Source organism: Candidatus Kuenenia sp., from assembly GCF_027493735.1.
Classification (GTDB): domain Bacteria; phylum Planctomycetota; class Brocadiia; order Brocadiales; family Brocadiaceae; genus Kuenenia; species Kuenenia stuttgartiensis_A.
This window is the reverse complement of the sequence record NZ_JAOSKF010000020.1, coordinates 237,990-258,179: the sequence shown is the minus strand read 5'-3', so window position 1 is coordinate 258,179 and position 20,190 is coordinate 237,990. Positions and strand designations below refer to the sequence as shown.

The following is a 20,190-nucleotide window of genomic DNA, read 5'->3' as shown; positions in this document are numbered from 1 at the left end:
ACTTCTCAAATACGACGGGCAGCTTTAAGTATCCCCGCAAACATTGCAGAGGCATTTGGTCGGTATCATATAAACGACAAAATTAATTTCTATTATTTTTCCAGAGGTTCAGTAGCAGAGACGCAAAACCACCTGGGATATGGTTTGATAGTAAGATATTTTCACCAGGCAGATATAAGTATGATTGACCACAAGCTAAACAAATTATATGAATCTATTAATCGCCTCATCAAATCCCTAAAATCTCAACCTCAACCTCAACCTCAACCTGGATATACCAAACTATGATCCCCGTCAACGAACCACTGCTAACCGGCAATGAAAAGAAATACCTGGCAGAATGCATCGATACCGGCTGGATATCTTCGGAAGGGCCTTTTGTCCGCCAGTTTGAACAGGGTATTGCTGCGCGTGTATCCAGAAGGCATGGAATCGCCGTAAGCAACGGCTCTGTTGCGCTGGAGGCGGCGGTTGCAGCCCTCGGCATCGGAGAGGGAGATGAGGTTATTATACCCACCTTTACCATAATATCCTGTGCTGCTGCTGTCGTTCGTGCCGGTGCAATGCCAGTTTTGATAGACTCTGACCCCATTACCTGGAATATTGATGCGGAGAAACTCAAGATTAAGCTTAAGGATGAGATTGATAGGAAAGGGAACAAGAAAATAAAGGCGATTATGGTGGTTCATATCTACGGCCTTCCCGTGGATATGGAACCAATATTAGAACTGGCAGAAAAATACCGTCTCTTGATTATTGAAGATGCGGCAGAGATGCTAGGGCAAACATATAAGGGGCAGCCATGTGGCAGTTATGGCGATATAAGCACAATGAGTTTTTACCCTAACAAGCATGTAACCACCGGCGAAGGGGGAATGATTTTGACCGATAGTGACGCGTTAGCAGAGAAATGCCGCTCTTTGAGAAACCTCTGTTTTCTGGCTAAGAAAAGATTTGTTCATGAGGAACTTGGCTGGAATTTTCGAATGACCAATCTTCAGGCAGCCGTTGGAATAGCACAGATGGAACAACTGGATGTGTTTGTTATAAAAAAACGCAAAATGGGACAAAAATACACCGAACTTCTATCCGACATTAAATCAATTGACCTGCCGGTACAAAAAACGGATTATGCAGAAAACATCTATTGGGTTTATGGCATTGTGCTAAAAGACGAAATCCCTTTTGACGCAGAAGAAGCCATGAAACGATTGGGTGAGAAAGGCATCGGTACCCGTCCGTTTTTCTGGCCGATGCATGAACAGCCGGTATTCAAAAAGATGGGGTTCTTTAAAGGAGAATCTCATCCAGTTGCTGAAAGGATTTCCCGCCGTGGATTTTATATCCCCAGCGGTCTTGCCTTAACGGATAACCAAATAAATGAAGTTTCCCGGGCGCTACACGAGGTGCTGGCATGAAGGTTTTTGATAAATACTCCGAGTATTATGATATTCTCTATAACGACAAAGATTATGCTTCCGAGGCGGGTTTTATTGATACTATCATTAAAAAATACCGGCCAAATGCAAAATCAATCCTGAATCTCGGGTGCGGCACGGGAACCCATGATTTTCTCTTAGCACAAAAAGGATACGATATTACCGGCATAGACTGTTCCGGATCTAACATCAAAAAAGCGAACTCAAAACTTACAGATATCGATAAATTTAAAAATTGCCTGGAGTTCCATGAAGGTGATGTTCGCATCTACAGAGCAAATAAAACCTATGACATTGTTATTTCGCTGTTTCATGTAATCAGTTACCAAATTACTAATGCGGACTTGAAATCTGTTTTTGAAACTGTAAAGATACATCTGAATAATAATGGGCTTTTTATTTTTGATTGTTGGTACGGACCTGCAGTATTGCATGTGCGACCTGAAACGAGAATTAAGCGAGTAGAGAGTAAAGATACCAGAATAATCAGGATTGCAGAACCGGAAATATTTCCAAACGAGAATAAGGTGCATGTAAAGTATCACGTATTCGTCATTGACAAAGTTACCAATAATGTTACTGAAATCAGGGAAACCCACCCTATGCGGTATTTATTTAAGCCGGAGATAGATGAATTAGTATCTGTTTCAGGATTAAACACTTTAGAATGTGCCGAATGGATGACGGACAATCCTTTAGGTTTAAATACATGGAAGGCTTATTTTGTCGCTACAAAGCAAATGGCGGTTGCTAAATGAAACCGCGTCAGGAAAAAAATAACAAATCCTTGCCACCCATCCTTGTCTATCAAATGGGCAAAGTAGGCTCCACAGCAATTTTGAAGTCATTGCAGAGACTGAATCTTTATAACAGAGTTTACCACGCACATTTTTTGTCAAAAAGCGGGATAAAGAGTGTGGAAGATTACTACCGAAGCCTTCCATATATAGAAGTTCCTAACCATATTTACGAATCGAAACAGATATGTATCGAGATTGAAAATTCCACACGAGAGCAGAAATGGAAAGTTATTACCCTTGTTAGAGATCCCATAGCCAGGGATATATCTGATCTATTTCAAAACATAGAGCGCGATTTCCCACAAATTAGAACACTTGATAGTAAAAATGCCCTGATAGAAATTAAAACATATTTATACAACATGATCATTAAATTTGACGAATCAACTGATTATGCCTGCAGTTGGTTTGACAAAGAGATCAAGGAAGTATTCGGATTTGACGTCTATTCACATGACTTTAGCAAGACGAATGGTTATCAAATATTTCAAACGGAAAAGGCAGATATTCTTGTCATTAAGTTGGAGAAATTATCTGAAATTCACAAGGAAGCTTTTCGGCAGTTTTTAGACATACATGATTTTACTATCGTAAAAGAAAATATAGGGTCAGATAAGTGGTATAACGAATACTACAAAGAAGTAGTAAATTCATTGCGTATCCCTGGACAGATAGTTGATAAAATATACGATTCCAGGTATTCAAAACATTTTTATACGGAGGGGGAGTTGTCTTCCTTTAAAGAAAAATGGTCCGGCAAGTCTTTTTACAATAAAAAAGACAAAAAAATATTGATTGTCCACCCGGAAGGAAACTTGCACAACAACCCTAATCTGAGCGGAATTGTGGAAATTCTATGTGAAAACGGTTGCAGTGCAGATGTTTTTTCTCTGAAGCATGAAACGATTGCTCAGAAGGCTCTGTGCTATGGATCACAGATGTTCCTTTTCGATGGGACACGAGATAGTACCGCTGGAGTATGCTTATTGGCTTCAAAAGTGTTTTTTTCCCCGCAAGAATTAGCACTACATGTACGAAGTGTTTACAAGGACTATGATCTCGTGGTTGGGGTTGACCGTGGTATTATTGAAGCTTCAATTATCGCTAGTGCACTGGAAGTTCCTTGTGGGTTGATCTCTTATGAAATATTTTTTGCTGATGAAGCCGGTGTGCAATTCAAACAGACTGAAATACACGCGTGTCAGAATATTTCTTTTGCTATCTGTCAGGATGAGATTCGCTCCGCTCAATTATCGAAGGAAAACAGGATTCCACTGGAAAAAATAATTAACATTCCGGTTGCCGGACGTGCCGTAAAACGCGGTGAAAGGTGTTGGTATTTTCACGATAAATTCGGAATAGACCACAGAAAGAAAATAGCCCTTTTGGCGGGTAGTATTGATAAATGGACAATGGCGGAAGAACTTATAGAAAGCGTTTCACGCTGGGATCCTGAGTGGGTGCTGGTTTTGCACAATCGTTACGGACTTGATGGTGGAGTGCATACCATATACGAACGCTACAAAAACAAACCAAATATTTACTTTTCGTTTGACCCTGTTAAATTAGTGCAAGATATGCATATATTATTACATTCCTGCGATTTAGGCATAGCGCTCTACAGAGCAACCAAACAAGGTATTTTTACCGGTAATAATCTAACTTACCTCGGAATGGCATCCGGTAAGATAGCTACATATCTTCAGCATGGCTTGCCGTTGCTTATCAATGAGATTGGCGAAATGAGCAGATACGTAGAGTCGTATGGTCTTGGTATATCGCTTAAAAGTGGCGATGGTATAAACCCAGGAGCCTTGTGCGAAGCCCCTTTTGCATACAAAGAACGATGCTATGGCTTTTTTGAAAACAAATTAGATTTGAATAAAACGATTCATCCATTCCTTGATAAGATGAATTCTTTGTTGAGAAAATGGCAAAGTGATAGTTCCTACGGGAAAGCAGGACAGGTGTCATCGGCTGACGTGTTGAGTATCAGCACGGAAAAATCTTTGGAATTTCTTAATTTACTAGTCAAACAAGAATTGCAAGACGGTAATATACAGAAAGCTAAGGAACTATTGTCGAAAATTCTTAATCAGTTACCGGACAATATAAAAGCGCTTAATAATCTTGCAGTTATTGAAATCCTTGAAAAGAATTGGGATGCGGCAACAGAAGCCTTAAGAAAGGTTTTATATCTTGACCCTTCCAACAAGGTTGCGCTGGAAAATACTAAACAATTGGAAAGACACCTTGTTTTATACAAGGCAGTTTTAGAAGCAGAAAAATTAGTAGGACAAAAGCAATATGCTGAAGCATATAAGATATTGGAAAAGGTTTTAGAAATTGACAAGAATTCCGTGGATGCCTTGAATGCTATTGCTAAAATCAGAATTGCAAGAAACGATTTTGAAGTCGCCGGAAAGGTGTTAACCAAGGTATTACAATTACATCCGGCAAATAAAACTGCTATTGAAAGCCTCGAATACATAAAGAAACAAGTGAACGTTAAAGATCACGCACCGTTGCCAGCGGGGGCGACTGCACTTGGAACTACTGCCGTTACGACTGAAGCTTGTTCTGGAATATCCGGAAGAACAGAGGCAGATTTTCAACATCTATTAGAAATGCTTAATCTTCAAGCCAAACAAGCATTGCAAGAGGGTAATGCTAAAAAGGCAAAAGAACTATTAGCAAAAGTTCTTAACCAGTCACCAAATAATGTAAAAGCACTTAACAATTTTGCAGTAACGGAAATTCTTGAAAAAAATTGGGAATCAGCACGAGAAGTTTTACAAAAATTCTTGAACTTGATCCTTCTAATAATGTTGCACTTGAGAATGTTAAATATTTAGAAAATCAGGTATCTTTACATAAATTATTTTTAGAAGCTGAGAAACTAATTGAACAGAAGGAATATTCGAATGCACGTGAGATATTGAAAAATATCTTAGAGATCGATGATAGGCACATTGATGCACTTAATGATCTTGCGGTTATAGAAATCTCAGAAAATAACCTATTTAACGCAAGAGAAATTTTAAACAAAGTTTTAAGGAATGATTCTAACAATCAAATTGCAAAGGAGAACTTGGAATATCTTGAGCAACTAATCCATGTATCAGAAGAGAAAAGTTCAGATATTAAAGTTTCTGCAATAGTATCGACATACAATTCCGAACGATTTATCCGTGGTTGTTTAGAGGATTTGACAAATCAAACATCATACAAGAAGGGTGCACTGGAAATTATTGTGATAGACAGTTGTTCACCGCAAAATGAACAAGCTATTGTTGATGAGTTTCAAAAATCATACAGGGACATTGTTTATATACGGACTGAAAAACGGGAAACCATTTATGCCGCCTGGAACCGGGCAATCAAAATTGCCAAAGGAGAATATATCACTAATGCCAATACGGATGACCGCCACCGCAAGGATGGTTTGGAAATTTTAGCAAATGAATTGGATGAAAACCCTGATGTTGTATTGGTATACGGGAATCAAATTATTACCGAAACAGAAAATGAGACCTTTGAACACCACAAACCAGTTGGTGTCTTCCAATGGCCAGATTTCAACAGAAATTATTTGTTAAAAGTATGCAGCATTGGACCACAACCGATGTGGAGAAAGTTAGTTCATAGTGAGTTTGGCTATTTTGATGATATATTCCAGGTCGCCGGAGACTATGAATTTTGGTTAAGAATTTCCCAAAAATATCATTTTAAACATATTCCTGAATATCTGGGATTATATCTAAGATCTCCACAAAGTGCAGAATATAGAAACCAGGAACTAACCCAACAAGAAACACTTGTTATTCAAGAAAAATATAAAAAGTTAAAGGATATCCAAGAGAAACCCATCGCGAAGTTACCATTAGTCAGCATCATTATTCCCACTTACAACAGACCAGGCACCCTGAAGATTGCACTGGAGAGTATTGTCGCACAAACGTACAAGTTTATTGAAACCATTGTAGTTAACGACGCCGGAATAGATGTGCTAAATGTCATTGATACATTCAGGGATCGATTATCTATCAAATATTTCGTTCACAATATAAATAAAGATCGCTCTGCTGCAAGAAATACTGCAATAAAACATGCTTCTGGTAAATATATTGCGTATCTTGATGATGATGATATTTTTTATCCCGACCATATTGAAACACTGGTCAGCTTTCTGGAAACAAACAATACTTATAAAGTTGCTTATACAGATGCTTACAGGGCATTTCAAGAGAAGGAACACGGAAAATATATAACAAAAAACAAAGAGATACCTTATTCTTTTGACTTTGACTATGATCGTATCCTTACGGGTAATTTTATACCGACGCCCTGTATTATGCATTATAAATCGTGCATTGACGTTGTAGGAATATTTGATGAAACGCTTGGTGCTCACGAGGACTGGGATTTATGGATAAGGATGTCAACAAAATTCCAATTTGCGCATATCAGGAAAATTACCTGTGAATATTCCTGGAGGGAAGATGGCTCGTCAACCACATTCGGTAGAAAAGAGGTAATGGATTATACAAGAAATGTTGTTTTACAACGGGGAATAAAAATTTACCGGGAAAAACAAATTAGAGGACTATTTAATAGAGCGGAAGCTTCATTTCAAAGTGGTGCTTACAACGAAGCGATTGATGCATATAAAAAAGCCATCGAAACAAGCCCTTCTCCCAAGCAACAATTACCGCCGGAAGAAACTTCCCGCCTTTATGACGCATACTACAATCTTGCCCTTTCATACATAAATACCCAAAAGGTAGACGATGCCATTGCTGCTTTCCGAAAGGCAGTTGAATTACACAATGCTGACGCCACTATTTATAACAATTTGGGCGTTTTGTATTTCAGGAAAAGAATGCATGATGATGCAAGGCACTGCTTTGAAAAGGCATTGGCAATAGACGTTGATTACGCAGAGGCGCAACAAAATCTTGAAAAAATATCCAGCCTGAAAATTTCATAACACTGGTATACCGCAGAGAAGACGGAGAACGCAAAAGACATGGACAGACTTATGGCTGACAATGTGAAATATTATGACATACACAGAGCTGACGGGCCGCGCCGTATATTTCACCATGCACCCGATGTCTTTAAGGAAAATAAACAATCAAATATCTGACGCGTCTCAGGAGCCGATAGTATCAGATAGACAAATTTGTGAAGGGGTGCATTCCTGATTTTTTATAACCGTTTGTGTGATTGGGGCAAAACTACGCTGCAAGGGATGTGACAAGCCTGTCCCCCGCTGGCGGGGGAATAAGGGGGTGGAATTGTCTGCGGAGGAAATCTGGAAGGTTTATAACATGAATAGCCATAAGTTTTTCTTCTAATTCCTAAGCTTTGCGTGGAAATGCATGTCACGAAACAGGATAAAATTGTCCATTTGACCCGTGTGCGGAGCGTAGGAAAGAGGGGCAAGTTTGTTTTCATAATAAAGGGGTAGTTGAATCGATGGAGAAATCCAGTCCACCCCCTGAACCCCCGCCAGCGGGGGACATTGTTTGAACAACAGGAGCATTCCCGATTTTTTGGTTAACTAATTGTACATTGTAACACAAGCATCCTGCTTGTGGCATTTTGCCCTCAAGCTGGAAGCTTGAGTTACTATTCTCTCCCCCTGCTAAATGACATTTTTACAAAAAATCGGGAATGCTCCCCCCTTGATTAGGAGACAGAGTGCATGGGCTCCATCCGTTACCATTAAAAAAATATATGACCGTGTTGTTGCATCTTTTCTCTTCGCTATTTAAAGTGTTAGGCATACTGCCTTGTTCTTTATGAAAGGCAATATCACGGAAGGTGGCTAAATTAACAGAACACTCGCATAATGCCCCTATTCGTGCCAATTTTCAGTGCTGCATACTTTCTTCATTGAGATATGCCCGTTATTTTTCAATAAGGGTCAATTGGTAAAAGGAAGGTACAGAAAAAAGCGTTTTTATTTTTTGAAGGCGTGTATTAATAAACTGTTGTAAAGATTCACCCCGTTAGAGTCCGCTAATATTCATCGTCATCAGAAATTCGGCATTTGTTTTTGTTTTTGAAAGCCTGTTCTTTAATAATTCCATAGCTTCTATAGGATTCATTTCGTTAAGCACCTTTCTGAGTATCCAGATGCGTTTAATTTCGTCTGCATTAACAATTAACTCTTCTTTGCGGGTACCTGAACGGGTAATATCAATTGCGGGAAACAGTCTGCGGTCTGCCAGCTTCCTGTCAAGATGAAGCTCCATATTGCCAGTGCCCTTGAACTCTTCAAAAATAACCTCATCCATCCTGCTTCCCGTATCAACAAGTGCGGTTGCAATGATGGTAAGGCTGCCGCCTTCTTCAATGTTTCTTGCAGCCCCGAAAAACCTTTTAGGTTTCTGAAGGGCACTTGCATCCACACCGCCGGACAGTATTTTGCCACTGTGGGGAATCTCTGTGTTGTATGCCCTTGCCAGTCTTGTGATGGAATCGAGCAGCACAACAACGTCTTTGCCATATTCCACCATGCGTTTTGCCTTTTCTATTACCATTTCCGCAACCTGAATATGCCTGCTTGCCGGCTCATCGAAGGTAGATCCTATAACCTCCGCATCAACCGACCTGTCCATATCCGTAACTTCTTCCGGCCTTTCATCGATGAGCAGGATAATCAAATACGCTTCGGGATGGTTTTTTGTAATACTATTTGCTACTTTTTGAAGCAACACTGTTTTCCCCGTGCGTGGAGGCGCTACGATTAAACCCCTCTGGCCTTTGCCGATAGGCGTAACAAAATCCATAATTCTTGTCTCAAGTTCAGCAGGATCTTTTTCTAAAAAAAGCCTTTCAGTTGGGTGAAGGGGAGTCAGGTCATCAAAAACAATCTTATCTCCCATCATTTCCGGATTTTCAAAATTTATTGCCTCAACACGCAACAATGCAAAATACCGTTCTGAATCCTTTGGTGGCCTTATTTGCCCTGATACAACAGCGCCGGTACGAATGCCAAAACGGCGTATTTGCGAAGGCGAAATGTAGATGTCGTCCGGGCAAGGCAGGTAATTATAGTCAGGTGAACGGAGAAAACCAAAACCCTCCGGAAGCACCTCCACTACGCCTTCTCCGTACATCAGACCATTTTGATTGACTCTTTCCTTCAGGATTTTAAAGATCAGTTCCTGCTTCTTTAATCCCGTGTATTCTTTAAGCCCTTCCTTCTTGGCGATATCCTGTAATTCCTTGATTGTTTTCTTTTGCAGTTCTGTTATGTGCATTTTGCCGCGTTTGATTTCCTCATATTTTTCATTTGTTTCTTTATCTATTACTTCTATTTCTTTTTTACTGTCCAAGACCATATTCATTGTCTCCTTACCTTTCATAACTATTTATCCTCTATATAAAGTTGCCAGAATTTTTTGACTTGCAGAAATGTATTATCGACCGAGAAATTATTATCAATAATATAATCCGCCTTGTTTTTCTTCTCTTGCAGATCCATCTGGAAAGATTCTCTTTTTTCCAATTCTCCTTTGCTCCAGTGCCTGCTGATTTGACTTCGCTTTATCCGTTGGTCTTTGCCGGTATTTACAAATACCACATAATCACATACCATTGAAAGCCCCGATTCTTCTAATAAAGCAGCATCGATAACGATAGCATGCTTTTTGCCGCGATGTATTATGTCGTCAATTTTTGCATAGATTTGTTTTATAATAATGGGATGCAATATCGAGCATAAAGTATCCAAACCGGCCTTATCCCTGAATACGATCTCTGCCAGTTGTCTGCGGTCTATTCCGCCATAGCCATTTTTCACCGTATTGCCATATGTTTCTATTATATTTTTTTTAATCTCATCTCTTAAAAGCAGTGTATGGCACATCTCATCGGCATCGATGTGTGCCGCTCCCAGCGAAGCCAGCATCCGGGCAATGGCACTTTTTCCGCTGGCGATGCCTCCTGTTATGCCAATAATTTTTGGTCTGTTGCGCACTATGTTTCCATCCAGTTTTTCCCCGTCTTGATATTCACCTTAACGGGAACCCTGAGCGTTACGGCATGCCCCATTTCTTCCTGCACCATTATACGAGTCTGCTCCAGCGCCTGTACCCCTACTTCAAAAAGCAGTTCATCATGTATTTGCAGCAGCATGCGTGCTTCATAATCCCCGCATTTCAATTTTGAATAAATATTGTTCATTGCAACCTTTATCAAATCAGCGGCGGAGCCTTGAATTATCGTGTTTATGGCAATACGCTCCGCGAGGTTTCTGAACCGTTTATTCTTTGCATTAATATCGGGAATGGCACGTTTTCTATTAAAAAGTGTTTTTACATATCCCATTTCTTTCGCCTCTTCGACTACCTTATCCCTGAATTCCCGCACCCCCTGATACAAAGTAAAATATGCATCGATAAAATCTTTTGCATCATTTAATGAAAGACCGGTATCCCGTGAAAGCCCATATTCATTAAGTCCGTAAATAATGCCAAAGTTTATCGCTTTCGCATTGCGCCGCATTTCTGTCGTTACGTTTTCCAGAGGAACATGATAAATGGAGGACGCCACCGCAGCGTGAATATCCAAATCTTCCCTGAACGCCTCCATCAGCGCCGTATCTTCAGAAAAATGTGCAAGTATCCTTAACTCGATTTGCGAATAATCCGCCGACAAGAACACTGCGTTTTTTCCGGATGGAATAAACGCCCTGCGAATTTGTTTGCCAATATCTGTTTTGACCGGAATATTCTGAAGATTTGGATTACTGCTGCTGAGGCGGCCAGTTGACGTCACTGTTTGATTAAAGGTCGTATGGATTTTCCCTGTATCCTGATTTAAGAGATTCGGCAAGGCGTCTGCATACGTGCTTTTAAGCTTCGCAAGCTGCCGGTATTCCAGCGCCAGTTTTGGCAATGGATGACGCCATGCAAGGGAAGCCAGCACGTTTGCATCTGTTGATACGCCTGTTTTTGTGCGCCTTAATTTTGGTAATTGGAATTTATCAAAAAGGATTGCCCCCAATTGTTTGTGAGAACTGATATTAAACTCCTGCTCTGCAACACGATAGATTTCTTTTTCCAGACACTGCAATTGTGCCGCTAAATCACCGGACATCTGCCGAAGAAAGTCTGCATTAATACAGATGCCATTCCCCTCCATTTCCGCCAACACATAAATCAGAGGAATCTCTATTTCCTGAAAAAGCTGCCATAATCCTTCTTTCTTTAATAACGGCGACATTGTTTCCGCCAGGCGAAATGTTATGTCGGCGTCCTGGCAGGCATATTGGCATACCTTATCTACCGGCACTTTATCCATCGTTATCTGCTGTTTGCCGGAACCGATTAATTCAGCGATCATTATTGTTTTGTAAGATAAGTATTCAAAGGCAATGTCATCAAGATTGTGGTTTCTTTTCGCCGGATTGAGCAGATAAGAAGCAATCATTGAATCAAAATAAATGCCTTTTAACCCGATGTTGTGTTTTTTCAGCACAAGCAAATCATATTTGATATTTTGTCCTATTTTCTTTTTACTTTCGTCTTCCAGGACTTTTCTTATTTCAGGAAGAACAATATCCGCCGTTAAATGCCTTGTGTTTTCAGGCGCCATCAAAGGCACATAATATGCTTCCTTCTGTTCCCATGAAAAAGAAAGTCCGACAATGTGTGCTTTAAGGGGATCGGTACCGGTTGTTTCCAAATCTATTGCAAAGGCGTCTTTTTTGCTTATCTGCTCAAGAAACCCGTGAAATTGTTCAATAGTATTTATGAGATAATAATGTGTCGCCTCTGTATTTGCAGTAGCTACCATATCGGAGAGAAGGGTATTGAATCCAAAAGATCGAAATAATTTCCTGAGTTTTATATTCTCTCCGGTGGACAGTCTGCAGGATTCCATATCCACCGTGAGGGGGATATCGTTATAAAGATCCAGCAGTTCCCTGGAGAACCTGGCCTGGTCGGCAAATGTCCGCAGGTTTTCCTGTCTTTTTTTCCCGGAAATATGACCAACATTGGCAAGTACGGATTCCAGCGACCCCCATTTTTTGATAAGATCGAGGGCGGTTTTATTACCAATACCAGGAACACCGGGAATATTATCAGAAACATCTCCCGCAAGTGCCAGCACATCAACCACCTGATTCGGCATAATGCCCTTTTGCGTAAATAGCACGTCCGAATCAATAATCTCCCCTTTTTTTGCGTGCAGTATTTTTACCTTCGGCCCGATTAATTGCTCCAAATCCTTGTCCGAGGTGACAATTACCACTTCTATTTCTTTTTTTTCCAGTACGGTCACTAACGACCCAATCACATCGTCCGCTTCATACCCCTTTGCCGCGTAAACCGGAATGCCAAACGCTCTGACAACTTTATAAATTAAAGGGATCTGAACTTGCAAATCTTCCGGTGTTTCCTTGCGGGTTGCTTTGTAGTCACTATATTTTTGATGTCGGTTTGTAGTATATTTTGTGTCAAATACCAGCGCCAAATAGTCAGGACGTTGTTCCCGCAGCAATTTCAGCAACATCCTTGTAAAACCATATACTGCGTTTGCCGGTGTGCCGTCAGGCGTTGTCAGCTTTGCCGTAATAGCATAAAACGCCTGATAACAATGAGAATGGCCATCGATGATAAAAAACCGTTCCGGCATTTTGGGTTAGTATTGTAATTTGGTTCTACTATGCAAAACCGTGTGTGTCATGTTACATAAAGAATGCTATTGGCATTTTACAACTATATGACAGACAGGGTGATTGCGCTGGTAAGGTAAATAAAGAGGATATGTTGTATGTTATTTACAATCAGGTCTCTAAAAAGTGGAAAAGGAATAGCTTGTTCAATAAAACAACTGTGGTATTAAAAAACAGTTTTCGTATGGAAAAAAACGGAAAATGCACAGACTGGAAAAAAGGATTTGATTTACCGCTATGCAAAAATTGGATGGAATACTTTCTGAAACGTAATTACAAAAAATGTTACCATGTATAAATGTTTTGTCAAGTCAAATATGCAAAATCAACACCGCATTTACCAAGGTTTCTTGGATTTTTGCTATACACGTTAATTTTTAAAAAAACGGCCATTGATTTACCTATAGCGGTTTTTTTCATTTTCTCTGCAAGGTTTATTTTAAAAATAGATATGTTCATCCATGCGGGGCGTAAACAAGTAAATATTGTAACATTTTAGCTTTTTGAAAAATTCACGGTATAGAAAAAATACCATGTAGCCCCGTTAGGGGCGGTCTGTTTGTAGCACAATAAAATTCAATAGAGTAAATAGCTCCGTAGGAGCGGCCTGTCCGTATTCAGGCAGACCTGTTTAATATGGATTTACAAGAGACAGGTCGCTCCTACGGAGCTTATCGGTAGTACGTTTTTTTTTAAAACCAAAGTGTTACATACCTTTATATTGTATGTTTGAAAATTGGACAGCATTTTTGGAAAAAATCATTTGCATTGTTGTCTCGGCCATCCGGAAGGTGGCAATGTGCCAGTGTATTTTTTAAAATACTGTGTAATTTTTTCGTGAGATTCATAGCCAGGTTCTTTTATATCTTCTGTCCGTGTCATTACAAGATAGTTATTTTTAAATTCTATTGATGTTGACCATGTGGTAGTATTGCCGTCTTCCGCATCTGTTCCCTCCCAAAAAGAACCGATAAGTCTACTACCGGAGATTTTATAAGTAATGGTATCGTCCACTTCGTAGCACTTTTTCTCATGGGTGTACCATTTTGCGGTATTACCATTAAACTGGAAAATTTCTTCATCAATCACATTGGTTTCTTTCCAGTCTTCCCGTTCTCCATCATCGATGTCATACCCTTCGACAATTTCTTTTTCCAACAACCATGTCCCTGACAACCCTGCTGATTCAGAAGAAGATGATTTGTTTTTTTCTTCACATCCGAATCCAAATAACAGGGTAAAAACAAATAACACAACAATTCCCCTATACTTTTTCATATTAGCCCCTTTCCCTGAATAGTACTTGTTAAGATTTATAAAAAACATATTACCTTATTTCTAAATTCGAAATAAATTCAAAATTTCAATTCTGCCCACCCTACCCTCGCCAGCAAAGGACATTCTCTCCCTCCGGAGGGGAATTGGGGCGCTTTGGAATTTGTTTCGTGCTTCATGCTTGTTTGGTTCTGGCTTGTCCAGCGTAAGAAGTTCAATATTTTTGTAGAGACGCATCGCATGCGTCTCTACATTAACATCAACAACAGAATAAAGTCGCTGCCAAAGGAATCCTAATTTATTTGGCGAATAGCGCTCTATGTATTTAATAGCCAAGTCACCCTACCGGGCAGGCAGGAACAATATAAAACGTGGGGGTTCAGGTTGCAAACCAATGTCATTTAAGCAACCAGCCGCAAAAGTCCCCCTTAGAAAAGGGGAATAAAGGGGGTTGTTTTCAATCAAATAACCTTAACTTAATGACATTGGTTTGCAAACCTGAACCCGCCATGTGCATTTTTAATCTGTACTACTATCCATCAAATCCTTGTTTTTCTGCTAGTTTTTCAAAATGTACAACCGTAAGGCATTGATTAAATGAGTGTTACGTAAAATTTCTAGCATTGGGTTTTTTGGTAACACTTTAGTTTTTTGAAAAATGTATTACCTATAAGCTCCGTAGGAGCAGCCTGTTTGTAGCAAAATAGAATATTATAACAGATCGCAGAGGCAGGTTTGAAACCTGTCTCTGCAATTAGGAGCGACCTGTCTCTTGTAAATCCATATTAAACAGGTCTACCTGAATACGGACAGGCCGCTCCTACGGAGCTATTTACTCTATTGAATTTTATTGTGCTACAAACAGACCGCCCCTAACGGGGCTACATGGTATTTTTTCTATACCGTGAATTTTTCAAAAAGCTAAAATGTTACGTTTTTTGTCATTTTGAATTTGTTTGCAGCCAAAGGCTGCGCCAATTAATCTGTGGTTACTCCTTCATGCTTCGTTGTTCGTTATAATCTCTTACACAGAAAGGTTAATATGATTTCGCCAGGTATCTGATCAAATCTGTGCTGGTAATTATTCCGATAAGGTTGCGGTCGTCATCGATGACGGGGAGTGAGTGAAATAGCCCATTACTCAGAATATGTGCAGCTTTTCTCATCGAGTCCCTGATATTAATAGTAACTAAGTTTTTCTGCATAACCTGCTCTATGGTATATTGTTGGTCAATTAATTCATCAAGTAATTTAGTATTCGTTTTTGCGGATGCGATGTTGAGTTTTAACATATCGGTAGCGCTGATAAGACCCACAAGTTTTCGATCATTTACCACAGGGACATGATGAATTTGGTTTTCTGCCATCATTTTACGTACAGTACTCAGTTTTTGATCTATGGATACGGTGTGTACATTTGCCGTTATGACATGAGAAATTGGGTCAAGATTTTTCATCGTAATTATTTATAAAGATTCACAAATTAAGTAAGAGAAAAATGGTTTGTAGGTGAAAAAATGCTTTTTTCTGATAACTAACCAGCACAGGCCGGAACTAAACAAAGATTACAACAGAACACGTATATTAAAAAATCGTCATAAGTTTACTACTATCAATTAACCATTGTAAGAAGGCAATTACAATGTGTTTATCTTATATAAAAAATCCGGGTAAGGCAAACAAATCATTTCGTGTAAATGATTTGAGACCAGTATCATTGAGACTTTGGCTCCCAAAGGGAGACGGAAAGTGTTTCTTTTTTAGACAATTGAAGTCAAAATACTTTCTATCCATATCCCGACACCTGTTCCATCGATACAGGACGTTACGATTATATTTAATTCCGGATTAATTGCCAATGCGTTTCGCTTTGCCTTTTCCATATCGAAATTAGTATACGCAAGAAGGTCCACCTTGTTTATCAGAAGGTGCCGGGCTACTCTGAAGAGGGCGGGATATTTAAGCGGTTTATCGTCACCCTCCGTCACACTCATTACCACCACCTTGATATCCTCGCCAAGGTCATATTCAGCAGGGCACACCATGTTTTGCTATCCTTTGAGTATCCAGGTCGGTTTGAATATCGCCCTCTATAACGGCTATATTCACCCTGTCTTTGAGAAGTTCTGCGATTTTTTCAACAATAGAGGTCTTTTCCGGAACCGGGCGAACTCATCAGATGTTTTGATCCCGGTCAAAAAAACAGATCTCTCTCCCCGTTTCTTATCCTTGCAAGCTTATCCTCTGTCTGCTTTTTTATAGAAGCGTTCTCTATTGCTTCCAGTGTCTTATTTATTATCTCCAGCCCTAAATGTCTGCTTTCCGGAGACGCGTTATCTTCCATATATTCCATAAGTGTAAGTATGCTATTAGGCCCGCAGAATTCCTGGATATCTCCCGGCCTTGCAAGTTCCATAAACACCGTGCCTGTCCTGCTCCTGCGGTAACAGGCGGTGCAAAAACTGGGCATGAAGCCCTCCTTCATGGCGCTCACGGTTATTTCTTCCAGACTCCTCTTGTCCGACAGCTCAAACTGTCCAGCCCCTTTTGGCCTTCCCTTCCCCAATCCGCCTGGCGTAGTGCTTGAGGCGGCGCTGGCCTGCGTAATCCCGATGCGGAATGCCGCCTCTCTGATCTCAGGACTTTCCCTTGTGGTTATTATCATGCCTGTATAAGGAACGGCGATCCGAAGGATTGCTATGAGCCTCAGAAAATCGCTGTCACTTACAGGTGAAGGGGGTCTCAAATTAACCGAATGGGCGGGCCTGAGCCTTGGTATGGATATGGTGTGCGGGCCGGTTCCGAACGTATCAAAAAGGTAAGCGGCATGGGATATCAGCCCCAGCACCTCATACCGCCAGTCATAGAGTCCGAAGAGTACGCCCATCCCTACGTCATCTATCCCGCCCTCAAAGGCTTTGTCCAGGGCATACAACTGTCTCCGGTAATCACTTTTAGGACCATGGTGGATTTTTTCGTAGGTAGGCCTGTGATAACTCTCCTGGAATAGCTGGTATGTTCCAATGCCTTTGTCCTTTAGCCTTCTGTAGTTTTCAGCCGTTGTTGCGGCGATGTTTACATTGACCCTTCTTATTTCACCCTTTTCATTCCTCACAGAATAGATGGCATCTATTGCATCAAGGATATAATCGACCGGATTATTTCCGATATCCTCTCCTGCCTCAAGAAGGACTCTCTTATGTCCCATTTCTATGAGGCAGCCCGTCTGTTCTCTTACCTCATCCATGGTAAGTTTTTTTCTCATTGCAGGGTTACCTGCACGAAAGCCGCAGTATAGGCAATCATTTACACAGTAATTGCTGATATAGAGGGGGGCGAAGAACACTAGTCTGCTGCCGTATACGGCATTTTTTATGTAACGGGCGGCGTCAAATATCTCCTCGGTTAACTCCAGATCGATGACGTTTATCAACATCGCCGCTTCTTCAGGGGTAAGCCCTTTCAGCTCCCTGCCCTTTTTTAAAACATCCGCCAGCATAGCCGTCGACGGTGAGGGGGTATTCGTGAGCAAGGATTGAAATCTATCTTCGTCTATAAATGTTTTTTGCATGATTCATAATCTCAAAACAATAACCAGTTCTTTAAGGCTCTTTCTTCATTTATCAATTAATTCCTACTGGTTTTAACTTTTATTTTCCATCTAAATTATTGGTATTTATTCCTTAAGCAACAAGTTTTTCTATATATCCCTCTCTTTTACTCCATACCATTGGTTCGATTCCATAAGCCTTGAGGGCGTTTGCCAATCATCTGTAACAAATCAGCTCTGTCATTTTGCCTGTTTAGCTTTTTAGATGACACAGCTAATCGGCAATAATCTTTTCAGTTCGCCTTTTCATCCTCTTTCCATTTGAGACAGAACCGACTGATTTAGAAATAGCGTATTCCAAAGTTTTGTTGTGTTAAGAATTAAATTGAGAAAACCTTTAGTGAGTATTTTTTCGTTTTCCCGAATTACAGTTAACTCATCTGAACAAACCGCATCAAAAGTTAGAACAGAAGATCTTCTTTTGAATTGAAAAATTGAAACGTTTCTTCGCGCAAAAATTATGTCTCCTTCATAACATAATTTTCCCGAACCTATATCTTCAGGGCTTCTGAAATTTTTAATAAACAGTTGTCCTGCATCTAAATCCTCTGGTCTTATAAATCTTTCACAACCAGATTTTGCAGGTGACAAAACTTCTTCATTGATTTCATCTGCAATGAAACCTATGGCTATTTCATTCCAATTTGATTTATCAGGTTCAATCATTTCCTGTTTCTATTCCAATTGAATTCAGTTTGTCAAACAAAACTTTCACGGACGTTTGATAATTTTTAATTCCTGTTCTTCCATAGCATTTCTAAATTCTTCATCCCAAACATCAGAGATGCGTTTGAAAAACAGTAATGGAAAAATTTATTGCTTAAAATCAGCCGCAGCAATCATTCCTCTCAGAATGTTGGCTGCCCCTGCCCCCAGAGATTGTCTTCAAGTTGTTTTTTAGTCATGTTTTTAAAGCCGTGTAAATAGTCGACAGGCTTACTCTTCTTTGTATCCAGATCATTCATTTGTCAATCTTTCAATAATCTTCAATCTGTATATGTAGCGCCGTGGTTGCCGATATGGTTATTTAAACGCCTCCGCCATCTTTTTCTCAAGCATCTTGTAGCTAAGTGTTTCTTTATAAAGTCCGTATTTTTCCCAAATCTCTTCTTTCCCGTGATACTTATTTGGGTATATCCTGTAGTCGCCCCTGTACTTCTCAGGCGTCAGATTAAACATAAGCGAATTTGCGCCTGAAGAGAGTCCGAGCCGTCTTCCTTCTTCATTTTCAATGGTTTCAAGGGCGGTAGTGACCGGTATCTTTGCCTTTGGCATCAGCAATCTTGAAACGGCCGTTACCTTAAGCGTCATTGCCGCACTACCCGCCGGATGCACAGCCATAGGAGTGGTGTCTGTGGGTATAAACGGGCCTGCGGTCACCATGTTTGCGCCAATGGATTTAATAGTTATTATATCATCCGCTATATCCTCAACCGTCTGTCCGGGCAGCCCGATGAGAAACCCTGTGGCAATAAAATATCCCATCTTCTTCATTTCCATGAGTAGCGCAATCCTATCATCGAATGACTGGCCGGGGTGAAGGGAATGATAGAGCGCCTTGTTTGAAGTTTCAAAACGAAACAGAACGCCGTTTGCCCCGGCATCTTTCATTTTTCTGTAACCTTCTGACGTTCGTTCCCCAACGCTCATAAATATAAAAACCTTACACTTCTCCTTTATTTTTCTGATGATCCCGGACAGTATCTCGTTGGTATAGGATAAGTCGTCGCCCGACTGGAGAACTATAAGTTTATATCCGCGGTGGTTTACGGCGTCATACACGGAATTTACTATTTCATCCGGCGTCATTCTGTAACGCCGGACATTTTTTGAGTCCCTTCTGAGTCCGCAGTATAGGCAGTTCCTGACGCAATAGTTTGAAAACTCTACTATGCCGTGTATGCAGAAAAAATCCCTTAGCCTTGCCTGTCTTATGGTATTTGCCTCTGAAAACATGGCGGTCATCTCCGCATCCTCGCTGGTGCTGAGAAGCCTTATTATCTCTTCGCGTTTAAGCTCTCTGGTGTGGCAAGCCTTGAGTATCTCCAGAAATGCGGCATCGAGCTTCGAAATATCTACATAACTTTTAGGCTCAAGGAGATCCAGTATTTCCCTCGCATCGTCTTCGCTTATTTTTTCCACCGCCGTATCAGAGGCGTAAAGAATCCAGTCACCGGCATGGACGTCAGTAAGCAATGCGATTATCGATCTTTCGCCTTTTGAATCACGAATAGTAATTCTTCTTGCAGGCAAATTATCGGGTGAATCTTCAACGAATAGTACTTTTGCAGGAATGGTAAGGCACATAACAAAACCTCTTTGTTTGCAACAGGTTAGATTTTTGAAAAAGTAGGGGCGAAGCATTTGCCC

General features: G+C 40.4%; 13 protein-coding genes. 4 read left to right on the top strand and 9 right to left on the bottom strand.

All coding sequences use genetic code 11. From position 1 onward, the window contains the following. Window positions 1-284 precede the first annotated feature (284 nt). The 4 genes from M5U24_RS13890 to M5U24_RS13875 are packed head-to-tail and all read left to right on the top strand — an operon-like array spanning window position 285 to window position 7,229. Window positions 285-1,418, top strand: a complete 1,134-nt coding sequence (locus tag M5U24_RS13890) for a DegT/DnrJ/EryC1/StrS family aminotransferase (protein ID WP_099325199.1) — start codon at window positions 285-287, stop codon at window positions 1,416-1,418. Then, on the top strand, window positions 1,415-2,197 hold the full coding sequence (locus M5U24_RS13885) for a class I SAM-dependent methyltransferase (RefSeq protein ID WP_099325200.1): 783 nt from the start codon (window positions 1,415-1,417) through the stop codon (window positions 2,195-2,197). The genes M5U24_RS13890 and M5U24_RS13885 overlap by 4 nt, the downstream gene beginning before the upstream one ends. Beyond that, window positions 2,194-5,094: a putative capsular polysaccharide synthesis family protein gene (locus tag M5U24_RS13880; RefSeq protein ID WP_298202743.1), complete on the top strand. Its 2,901-nt coding sequence runs from the start codon at window positions 2,194-2,196 to the stop codon at window positions 5,092-5,094. Before M5U24_RS13885 ends, M5U24_RS13880 begins: the two co-directional genes overlap by 4 nt. Then, on the top strand, window positions 5,010-7,229 hold the full coding sequence (locus M5U24_RS13875; RefSeq protein WP_298202741.1) for a glycosyltransferase: 2,220 nt from the start codon (window positions 5,010-5,012) through the stop codon (window positions 7,227-7,229). The genes M5U24_RS13880 and M5U24_RS13875 overlap by 85 nt, the downstream gene beginning before the upstream one ends. Window positions 7,230-8,256: 1,027 nt before the next feature. Here M5U24_RS13875 and rho read toward each other — a convergent pair. The 9 genes from rho to hydE all read right to left on the bottom strand — a co-directional run bounded on the left by rho (window position 8,257) and on the right by hydE (window position 20,127). Continuing rightward, window positions 8,257-9,513 carry a transcription termination factor Rho gene (rho, locus tag M5U24_RS13870; protein WP_197705414.1) on the bottom strand — a complete coding sequence of 419 codons (1,257 nt, stop codon included), beginning with the start codon at window positions 9,511-9,513 and terminating at the stop codon, window positions 8,257-8,259. Between the two features lie 107 nt (window positions 9,514-9,620). Next, a complete protein-coding gene (gene coaE, locus M5U24_RS13865) occupies window positions 9,621-10,232 on the bottom strand; it encodes a dephospho-CoA kinase (protein ID WP_157820512.1) in 612 nt (203 codons plus the stop codon). Next, window positions 10,232-12,895, bottom strand: a complete 2,664-nt coding sequence (gene polA / locus M5U24_RS13860; protein ID WP_298202739.1) for a DNA polymerase I — start codon at window positions 12,893-12,895, stop codon at window positions 10,232-10,234. Before polA ends, coaE begins: the two co-directional genes overlap by 1 nt. Window positions 12,896-13,694: 799 nt before the next feature. Continuing rightward, the gene (locus tag M5U24_RS13855; protein WP_157820513.1) at window positions 13,695-14,213 is read right to left on the bottom strand and encodes a lipocalin family protein; all 519 of its coding nucleotides are present in this window, start codon (window positions 14,211-14,213) and stop codon (window positions 13,695-13,697) included. Between the two features lie 1,034 nt (window positions 14,214-15,247). Further along, window positions 15,248-15,667: a CBS domain-containing protein gene (locus M5U24_RS13850; RefSeq protein ID WP_099325207.1), complete on the bottom strand. Its 420-nt coding sequence runs from the start codon at window positions 15,665-15,667 to the stop codon at window positions 15,248-15,250. Between the two features lie 303 nt (window positions 15,668-15,970). Beyond that, complete coding sequence (locus tag M5U24_RS13845) at window positions 15,971-16,255, bottom strand: GTP-binding protein (RefSeq protein WP_099325208.1); 285 nt, start codon at window positions 16,253-16,255, stop codon at window positions 15,971-15,973. A gap of 149 nt (window positions 16,256-16,404) precedes the next feature. Next, window positions 16,405-17,781, bottom strand: a complete 1,377-nt coding sequence (gene hydG / locus M5U24_RS13840; protein WP_099325209.1) for a [FeFe] hydrogenase H-cluster radical SAM maturase HydG — start codon at window positions 17,779-17,781, stop codon at window positions 16,405-16,407. 285 nt (window positions 17,782-18,066) lie between these two features. Continuing rightward, complete coding sequence (locus M5U24_RS13835; protein ID WP_099325210.1) at window positions 18,067-18,486, bottom strand: hypothetical protein; 420 nt, start codon at window positions 18,484-18,486, stop codon at window positions 18,067-18,069. Between the two features lie 357 nt (window positions 18,487-18,843). Beyond that, entirely contained in the window at window positions 18,844-20,127 is a 1,284-nt protein-coding gene (gene hydE / locus M5U24_RS13830) for a [FeFe] hydrogenase H-cluster radical SAM maturase HydE (protein ID WP_164994332.1), read from the bottom strand. Between the last annotated feature and the right edge of the window lie 63 nt (window positions 20,128-20,190).